Origin of the sequence: Kribbia dieselivorans NBRC 106261 (assembly GCF_001552435.1) — a bacterium.
GTDB classification, from domain to species: Bacteria; Actinomycetota; Actinomycetes; order Actinomycetales; family Dermatophilaceae; genus Kribbia; species Kribbia dieselivorans.
Window position 1 is genome coordinate 1 of the sequence record NZ_BCRE01000215.1, and the last position, 8,300, is coordinate 8,300.

The following is an 8,300-nucleotide window of genomic DNA, read 5'->3' on the forward strand; positions in this document are numbered from 1 at the left end:
GGGGCGTGCGCGTGAGAGCGCGACTGGCCCCCGCGCCGAGGGCGCGCCGCGCCGGCTCTCGCGCACGACGCGTCGCTGGATCATCCTCGGTGGGCTGATCGTCCTGATGATGATGTTCCTCGGGCCGACGGTGGGGTCGTGGTACAGCCAGGCCCGCACGATCGACCGGCTGCAGGCCGAGGTGACCGCGCAGGAGTCGCAGGTGGCGCAGTTGCGGCACGAACGCGAGCTCTGGCGCTCGGATGCCTACGTCGAACGGCAGGCCCGGCAGCGGCTGGGCTTCGTCAAGGTGGGCGATCAGGCGTACACGTTGCTCGACGCCGATCCGAAACTCGACGACGGGGCTCGATCCAGCACTTGGGTCGACTCGCGCAGCCCCTGGTACACCCAGCTGTGGGACTCCACCACCGCTGCCGACAACCCGAATGTGGCTCCATGACCAATGTGCCCTACCCGACTCCGGCCACACCCCCGACGCCGGACGACCTCGAGGTGGCTCAGCGCCAGCTCGGTCGCCCGGTGCGCGGTGTGGTCGAGGTCGCCCATCGCTGCCCGTGCGGCGGCCCCGACGTCATCCGTACCGAGCCGCGGCTGCCCGATGGCACGCCGTTCCCGACCTCGTTCTACGCGACGTGCCCGCGGCTGACCGGCGCGATCAGCACCCTGGAGAGCAGCGGGTTGATGAAGGAGATGACCGCGCGGCTCGAGACCGACGAGGAGTTGGCCGCGCAGTACCGCGCCGCGCATGAGGACTATCTCGCCCGGAGGGCGGAGCTCGGTGACGTCCCCGAGATCGACGGCATCTCCGCCGGCGGGATGCCGACCCGGGTCAAGTGCCTGCACGTGCTCGCCGGCCACGCGCTGGCGGCGGGCCCGGGCGTCAACCCGTTCGGTGACGAGACCCTGGCTGCGCTGGATGCCTGGTGGGCCGTGAACCCCTGCGTCGCGCCGGTGGCCTGCGATGGCGATCCGCTGCCGGAGCAGTCATGACGCGCGTCGGTGCGGTGGACTGCGGCACGAACTCGATCCGCCTGCTCATCGCCGACGTGTCGGAGGACGGTGTGGTCACCGATGTCCTGCGTCGCATGGAGGTCGTGCGGCTGGGGCAGGGCGTGGACACCACCGGTCGGATCCACCCGGAGGCGTTGGAGCGCACGGTGACGATGGCGGGCGAGTATGCCCGGCAGTGCCGTGAGCACGGGGTGCAGGGGGTGCGGTTCGTCGCGACGTCGGCGTCCCGCGACGCGAGCAACGCCGACGAGTTCACCGCCGGCATCCACCGGGCCTTCGCCGACCTCGACGTCACTCCCGAGGTGGTGTCGGGCGCGGAGGAGGCGGCGCTGTCGTTCCGCGGTGCGACCGGGGGACTGCTGGCCGGCGGGTGGCCGACCCCGTATCTCGTCGTCGACCTGGGCGGTGGCTCCACGGAGTTCGTACGCGGTGGCGCCGCCGTGGGCGCGGCGCTGAGCACGAACATCGGCTGTGTCCGGTTGACCGAGCGGTACGCGTTATCCGACCCGCCCACCGCCGACGAGATCACCGCGGCACGCACCGACATCGAGGCGGCCCTGGACGAGGTGGAGACCGCCGTCGGGTTCGGCGGCGTGGCCACCCTCGTGGGGCTGGCCGGCACCGTGACGACGGTGACCGCGCAGGCGCTCGGGCTCGATCGCTACGACTCCGAGGTCATTCACCTCTCCGAGACCGGTCTGGAGCAGACCCGGCAGGCCTGTCGGGACCTCATCACGATGACGCGGGCCCAGCGGGCGGCCCTACCGTTCATGCACCCCGGTCGAGTCGACGTCATCGGTGCCGGAGCGCTGATCTGGCTCTCGATCATCGACCGTGCCAGCGGGGCCGTGCCGACCCTGCGGATCGTCACCAGTGAGCACGACATCCTGGACGGGGTCGCGCTCAGCGTGGCCGAGCGGCTGTCGTCCACCCCCGCCGAGTGATGGTTTCGGGCCGCCTCCGGACTCCGGAGGCGGCCCGAAACCATCACTCGGGGTGGGGTCTGGCACAGTGGGATCGCCCCCGTGGCCCAACTGGCAGAGGCAGGCGACTTAAAATCGCCAACGGTGCGGGTTCGATTCCCGTCGGGGGCACTGCGGGTAACGAGCATTGGCGCCTTGACCTTGACGTAACGGGAGCCCCTAGCGTCGTCGGCATGGAGTGGTCCATTCAACAGATCGCCCGGCTGGCGGGCACGACAAGCCGGACGCTGCGTCACTACGACGAGATCGACCTGGTGCGGCCCAGCCGGATCGGGAGCAACGGCTACCGGTATTACGACCGGGACGCCTTGGTGCGGCTGCAGCGCGTGTTGCTGCTGCGCGAGCTGGGCGTCGGGCTGTCACAGATCGCCGAGATCCTCGACGAGGAGCGTGACGAGGCCTCGGCATTGACCACCCACCTGTCCCTGCTGCGGCAGGAACAGGACCGCCTGGCCCGGCAGATCGCCGCGGTCGAGCACACCATCAACGCCTTGACCGGAAGTGAGGACCTCATGCCCGAGAACATGTTCGACGGATTCGACCACACCGTGCACCGCGAGGAGGTGGAGCAGCGGTGGGGCACCGTTGCCTACGCCCGCTCCGACACGTGGTGGCGGGGCCTGTCCGACGCGGAGCGCCGAGACTGGCAAGGGCAGGTGACGCGACTGAACCAGGACTGGGTCGCTGCGGCGCAGGAGCCCGCGGCCGACCCCGAATCACCGCGGGCACAGGACCTGGCGCGTCGGCACGCCGAATGGCTCGCGTCGATCCCGGGCACCCCGGCGGCCGAACCCGGCGGTGATCTGGCCGGGTACGTCGCCGGTCTGGCTCAGATGTACGTCGCCGACGAGCGGTTCGCCGCGAACTACGGCGGCATCCACGGAGCGTCGTTCGTACGCGACGCGCTGCTGGCCCACCTGCGCGGCGAGCGGGGCTGACCATGCGCCGACCCGGTCAACGCGCCGGACAGGTGGCAGGCACTGGACGCATCTGCGTTGGGGGAGTTGGATGGGGGACATCCACGACCCCTACGTGAGGAATCGTCATGGCCACCACTCGCACTGCCGCCGCCCACTGGGAAGGCTCGCTGATGGAGGGGAGCGGGCAGGTCACCCTGCAGTCCTCCGGAATCGGTACCTACCCCGTCACCTGGGCCTCCCGCGCCCAGGATCCCGAAGGGCGCACCAGCCCGGAGGAACTCATCGCCGCCGCGCACTCCACGTGCTTCTCCATGGCGCTGTCCAACGGCCTGGCCAAGGCCGGAACGCCCCCGACGACGATCGACACCACCGCCGACGTCACCTTCCAGCCGGGTGAGGGCATCACCGGCATCGTGCTCCGCGTGGTCGGTGCCGTTCCCGGCCTGACGGCGGAGCAGTTCGAGGCCGCGGCGCAGGACGCCAAGGAGAACTGCCCGGTCAGCCAAGCGCTCAAGGCCGTCCCGATCTCCCTGGAGGCCTCCTTCTCGGAGTGAGGGTCACCGCACCCGCAGCACCCCGGCACCTTCGACGTCCCCGCGGGCCAAGTACTCCAGGGCCCGCGGGGCGTCCTCGAAGGGGTACTCGGTGACGTGGGTGTGCACGTTCAGACGCGCCGCCAGCGCCAGCAATTCCTCGCCGTCGCGGCGCGTGTTGGACTCCACCGACGTCAGCGTCTTCTCGTGGAAGAGGTGCCGCTGGTAGTCGAGACGCTCGACGTCCGACAGGTGGATCCCGGCGACCGCGAGGGTGCCGCCGGGGGCCAACGCCTCCAGCGCGAACGGCACGATGTCACCGGCTGGGGCGAAGAGGATCGCCGAGTCCAGGGGCACCGGCGGTCGGTCGCGCGGGCCGGCCGCGGAGACCGCACCGAGGTCCAACGCGAGCGATCGGGCCTTCTCACCACGAGTCAGGACGTGCACCTCCATGCCCTGCGCGACAGCGATCTGGGCCGTCACGTGGGCCGAACCACCGAAGCCGTAGATCCCCAGCCGCCCACCCGGCGGCACCGCGGCGCGGCGAAGCGCCCGATAGCCGATGATTCCGGCGCACAGCAGTGGCGCCACCCCCGCATCGTCGAACCCGGCCGGCAGACGATGGGCAAAGGCCCCCGCCACCACCGCGTACTCGGCGTAGCCCCCGTCAAGGTCCCAACCCGTGTAGCGCGACGCCCGGCACAGGTTCTCGCGACCGGACCGGCAGAACCGACACTGACCGCAGGTGCTGCCCAACCACGCGATCCCCACGCGGTCGCCCACGGCGAAGCGGGTCGTCGAATCAGACCCCGCTGGCCCATGGGCCACCACCTCCCCGACGATCTCGTGCCCGGGGATCACGCTCGCTCGGCGGACCGGCAGATCGCCCTGGGTGACATGCAGATCGGTTCGGCACACCCCGCAGGTCGACACGCGCACCAGCACCTCGCCCGGGCCGGGCTTCGGTACCGGCACGTCGACGAACTCCAACGGTTGCTCCGCCAGCGGGCCGGGGGAGCACACCCGCCACGCGCGCATCGTGGACGGGATGGCCGCACCGACGCCGTCACCGCTCATGGCCCTCGGCTCCCTCGAACTGGAGCAGCGTGCGCTTGACCGCCGGGCCGCCGAGGTAACCGCCGACGCTGCCGTCGCTGCGCAGCACGCGGTGGCAGGGAACGATGACCGGGTGGGGGTTGGTCGCGCACGCCGTGCCCACGGCCCGGACGGCCTTGGGGCGGCCCACCTCGCTGGCGACCTGGGTGTACGTCAGCGTGGTGCCGTACGCGATGCGCGGCAGAAACTCCTGGACCTCCAGCCGGAAACCGCCCGCGAGCGTGTGGTCCAGCGGCAAGTCGAAGCTCGTGCGGTCACCGGCGAAATACTCGTCGAGTTGCCGGGCCGCGTCGTCGAGTTGGGCGGGCGCCGCGAGGATACGCGGGCTGATGCGGTCGGCCAACGTCGCCAGGACCGCGTCGAACTCCTCGACCTCGAACGCCACCCGGACCACACCGCGCTCCGTCGCGGCGAGGAGTAGCCGACCGACCGGCGTCTCGATCGTGCGATAGGCCACGTCCACGAGACCGCTCTGGGTCGCGCGCTCGGTCAGGCGCCGTTCCAGCATCGTCAGCGCGGCCGTGTCGACGGGCAGCGCGGCCGACCACGCCGCACGCGGTGGATCGAGGTCGACGCTCAGAGGATGATCGGTGGCAGTCATGAGTGGGTCCCTTCCAGGAGCAGGTCGGCGCCATGCATGCGGCGCAGGGTCGCGATGCCGTCGGACGCCGCGCGGCGGACGGCGGCGGGGGAGGACCCGACGATGGCGGCGGTTTCGGAATGGGCGAGCCCGCCGAGGTAGTGATACGCCACGGCGACGCGCTGGCGCTCCGGCAACGACTGGACGGCCACCCACAATTCACTCGGGCCTCGACCGGGAACACCCTCCGTCGAGACCCGCTCGGGCGGCTCGGCGGTCGGAACCGCCTGCCGGGCCCGGCGCCGGATGATGTCGATGGCCTTGAAGTGGGCCACCCGCACCAACCACCCCTCGACATTGGTGTCGTCGTCGAGGTCGGGCCAGGCGGCCAGCGCGGCCAGGAACGTCTCGGACCACGCGTCGTCGGCCTCAGCATCTGACCCCAGCACGGCATGACAAACGCGCAACACGGTGGCTCCGTGTTGCCGCACCGCCTGTTCGAACGGTTGCCTCATCGTTGTCTCATCCTCACACCCCGTAGTCGCGCCAGAACGACGGAATGTGAGGTCGATGGCCGAAATTGTCGAAATCGAGGAACACCACGGCCCCTGATAGCGTCCTACGTATTGTCAACGACTTCACATCTGGTGCCGGGGACGGTGCCACTTTGTCCGGGGAGGACAACACATGAGCAACCCGTTCTTGGATCGGGTCGAGAAGGACGCCCAGTCCGGCTATGCCGGCTTCGGCGGTCGCGGTGACACGACCCCGAAGGCCGCGTCCGCCGGCACGACCGCCGCGATGCAGCAGCAGCTCGAGCAGATGTGGCAGCAGCCGACGACGGCGCACTACCCGCAGGGCTCGCCCACACGTGAGCGCGCCGTCACCATCGACGACGTCATGGCCAAGACGGGCCTGCTTTTCGGCGTCCTGCTGGTCGCCGCCGTCGTCGCGTGGTGGGCCAGCGCCACCATGCCCGGCGTGGGCACCCTGCTCTGGGGCATCGGTCTGGTCGGCACCCTGGGCATCGGCATCGCCCTGATGTTCATGAAGTCGGTCAACGTGCCGCTCATCGTCACCTATGCCGTCGCCGAGGGCCTCTTCGTCGGGGCGATCAGCCAGAGCTACGCCAACGCCTTCGACGGCGCCGCCACCGGTGAGGTGCTGCCGTGGTACCAGGGCATCGTCTTCCAGGCCGTGCTCGCCACCCTGTGCGTCTTCGGCGCCATGCTCGTCCTCTACCGGACGGGCCTGGTCAAGGTGACGCAGAAGTTCCGCGCCGTGGTGTCCATGGCCTTGGTCGGCTACTTCATCTTCGCCCTCGTCAACCTCGTCTTCTCCCTCGTGACGCAGTCCTCGTTCGGCATCGGCGGCACCGGCGCCCTGGGCATCGGCATCTCGCTGTTCGCCATCGGCTTGGCCGCGGTCACGCTGATGCTCGACTTCGACAACATCGAGACCGCCATCGCCACCGGCGCCCCCGAGAAGTACTCGTGGATCCTGGCCATGGGCCTGATCGTCACGCTCGTCTGGCTCTACCTCGAGATCCTGCGTCTGCTCGGCCGGTTGCGGTCGTCCGACTGATGACCCGACCCGGTCCGATCCCGGATCCGGTCGCGGTCGAACTCACCCGCGTGGTCCAGCGGTGGCGTCAGCTGCCGCTGGACCACGCGGCGTTGAAATTGCCCGAGGTTCACGCCCTCCTGGCCGATCTGGCCGACCCACCCGCCCCCCACGGTGCGGTCGACCTCGTCATGGCGCAACTGCGCGTGCTCGTGTACGACGCCTGTGACCACGGCGCGGCCGAGGGTCTGGCCGACCGACTGGCGGCACTCAGGCGGAGTCTGGCTTGATCGGTGCGGCCAACCGCGGCCGACGCAGCAGCACCGCCCACCGACCCCTCGGCCCGTGCTCGTGCCCGGCGACCTCGGTACCGACCACCTCGGTGCCCGGGCGGATCGCTGCCTGACCCGCCGCTTCGGCGACCGGCCCGACCGCGTCGCCGCGACGAGACTCCAGTACGTGGTCGGTGCCCCCGGCCACCTGCCACAGGCCCAGCGCCGCACACACCGACGGCAGGAGCGCCGAGGCCACCCGCGCGTAGCCGGCGGCGGACGGATGGAACTGGTCCTTGCTGAACATCACCGCCGGTGTCGCCGCGAACTCGGCGCCGAGCAGGTCGCCCACCGACACCGTGCGCCCGCCCGCCTCGACCACCGCGACCGTCTGCGCGGCGGCCAGATCGCGGCTCCACCGACGGAGCAGCGCGTTGAGCGGGAAGAGGATCGGCTTGATCGTGCCCAGGTCGGGGCAGGTGCCGACCACGACCTCGATGCCCAGGCTGCGCAGGGAGCGCACCGTACGCGCCAGCGACCGCACGGACTCGACGCGATCGATGCGGTGGGTGACGTCGTTGCTCCCGATGAGGATGACGGCGGCATCGGGGCGGTCGGCGCGGCTGAGGGCCACGGCGAGCTGACGGTCCAGGTCCGAGGACTCGGCGCCGATCTTCGCCTCGTTGATCAACTCCACCGGCCGGCCGGCGATGGCCGCCAACCCGGTGGACAGGATCGCGCCGATCGTTTCGTAACGGGTATCGGCCCCCATGCCGGCGGCCGAGGAATCGCCCAGGACGAGGAGTTGGATCGCGGGACCGGGCGCGGCTCCGTAGACCCCATCGTCATCGGGAGCGCCGTCGAAGGGCTGACCGACGATGCGTCGCGCGAGCTGGGCCTCGGCCCGGATCAGCAGGTAGCCCATCGCCCCCAGCGCGGCCACGCCACCGCCCCCGTAGACGGCCTTGGCTGCCAGACGGCGGGCAACCCGCGCTCGACTCATCGCTGTGCTCCAGAAGGTGTCCGTGCGGTCGGTGGTCGGGCACCACAATAGGCGTGCCAGAGTGCTCCCATGACCACGTGGGAACAACCCGACCTCGGGCAACCGATCACACCGGGCCCGGCCGCCTCCGATCGGTTCGTGCTTCCGCTGGAGACCGTCGTGGCCACGGTCGGATCGCCGGCGGCCGGGGCGTGGGACGTCGATGACCTCACCGCGGGAGCCGGTGCCGCGGCCGAGGCGGGTGCGATCGCGGTGTCGCTGGGCCCGTTCTCCCCGTCGTGGCGCGGCGGGCGCACGTGGCGCAGCCCGGTCCTCGGGT

Annotated in this window: 12 protein-coding genes and 1 tRNA gene; 9 read left to right on the plus strand and 4 right to left on the minus strand. The window is 70.7% G+C overall.

From position 1 onward, the window contains the following. The 6 genes from KD1_RS14585 to KD1_RS14610 all read left to right on the plus strand — a co-directional run. Positions 1 to 439, plus strand: a 439-nt coding sequence (locus tag KD1_RS14585; protein WP_169795408.1) for an FtsB family cell division protein, incomplete at its 5' end; no start/stop codon positions are given. After that, positions 436 to 990: a DUF501 domain-containing protein gene (locus KD1_RS14590; protein WP_068403133.1), complete on the plus strand. Its 555-nt coding sequence runs from the start codon at positions 436 to 438 to the stop codon at positions 988 to 990. The genes KD1_RS14585 and KD1_RS14590, both read left to right, overlap by 4 nt. Continuing rightward, positions 987 to 1,955, plus strand: coding sequence for a Ppx/GppA phosphatase family protein (locus KD1_RS14595; protein ID WP_068403135.1), 969 nt, complete (start codon positions 987 to 989; stop codon positions 1,953 to 1,955). The genes KD1_RS14590 and KD1_RS14595 overlap by 4 nt, the downstream gene beginning before the upstream one ends. Positions 1,956 to 2,030: 75 nt before the next feature. Further along, positions 2,031 to 2,105: transfer RNA gene (locus tag KD1_RS14600), tRNA-Leu, on the plus strand. A 62-nt stretch (positions 2,106 to 2,167) separates the two neighbouring features. Beyond that, a complete protein-coding gene (locus KD1_RS14605; RefSeq protein WP_068403138.1) occupies positions 2,168 to 2,932 on the plus strand; it encodes a MerR family transcriptional regulator in 765 nt (254 codons plus the stop codon). A gap of 107 nt (positions 2,933 to 3,039) precedes the next feature. After that, entirely contained in the window at positions 3,040 to 3,468 is a 429-nt protein-coding gene (locus KD1_RS14610) for an OsmC family protein (RefSeq protein ID WP_068403140.1), read from the plus strand. Between the two features lie 3 nt (positions 3,469 to 3,471). On the opposite strand, the gene KD1_RS14615 is transcribed toward KD1_RS14610, so the two are convergent. From KD1_RS14615 to KD1_RS14625, 3 genes are read right to left on the minus strand one after another with little or no spacing between them, the layout of a single operon-like run. Then, positions 3,472 to 4,524, minus strand: a complete 1,053-nt coding sequence (locus tag KD1_RS14615; RefSeq protein WP_306307026.1) for a zinc-dependent alcohol dehydrogenase family protein — start codon at positions 4,522 to 4,524, stop codon at positions 3,472 to 3,474. After that, positions 4,514 to 5,164 (minus strand): methylated-DNA--[protein]-cysteine S-methyltransferase, encoded by a 651-nt coding sequence (locus tag KD1_RS14620; protein ID WP_157073384.1) that lies wholly within the window; start codon positions 5,162 to 5,164, stop codon positions 4,514 to 4,516. Before KD1_RS14620 ends, KD1_RS14615 begins: the two co-directional genes overlap by 11 nt. After that, the gene (locus KD1_RS14625; protein ID WP_068403142.1) at positions 5,161 to 5,658 is read right to left on the minus strand and encodes an RNA polymerase sigma factor; all 498 of its coding nucleotides are present in this window, start codon (positions 5,656 to 5,658) and stop codon (positions 5,161 to 5,163) included. The genes KD1_RS14620 and KD1_RS14625 overlap by 4 nt, the downstream gene beginning before the upstream one ends. A gap of 172 nt (positions 5,659 to 5,830) precedes the next feature. Here KD1_RS14625 and KD1_RS14630 point away from each other — a divergent pair, with 172 nt between their 5' ends. After that, the gene (locus KD1_RS14630) at positions 5,831 to 6,727 is read left to right on the plus strand and encodes a Bax inhibitor-1/YccA family protein (protein WP_068403144.1); all 897 of its coding nucleotides are present in this window, start codon (positions 5,831 to 5,833) and stop codon (positions 6,725 to 6,727) included. Then, entirely contained in the window at positions 6,727 to 6,996 is a 270-nt protein-coding gene (locus tag KD1_RS14635; protein ID WP_068403146.1) for a hypothetical protein, read from the plus strand. Before KD1_RS14630 ends, KD1_RS14635 begins: the two co-directional genes overlap by 1 nt. Here the strand turns inward: KD1_RS14635 and KD1_RS14640 are convergent. After that, on the minus strand, positions 6,977 to 7,981 hold the full coding sequence (locus KD1_RS14640; protein ID WP_068403148.1) for an SGNH/GDSL hydrolase family protein: 1,005 nt from the start codon (positions 7,979 to 7,981) through the stop codon (positions 6,977 to 6,979). The genes KD1_RS14635 and KD1_RS14640 overlap by 20 nt on opposite strands. A 69-nt stretch (positions 7,982 to 8,050) precedes the next feature. Between KD1_RS14640 and KD1_RS14645 the strand changes: the two genes are divergently transcribed. Then, a partial coding sequence (locus tag KD1_RS14645; RefSeq protein WP_157073385.1) for a hypothetical protein occupies positions 8,051 to 8,300 on the plus strand: 250 nt, incomplete at its 3' end.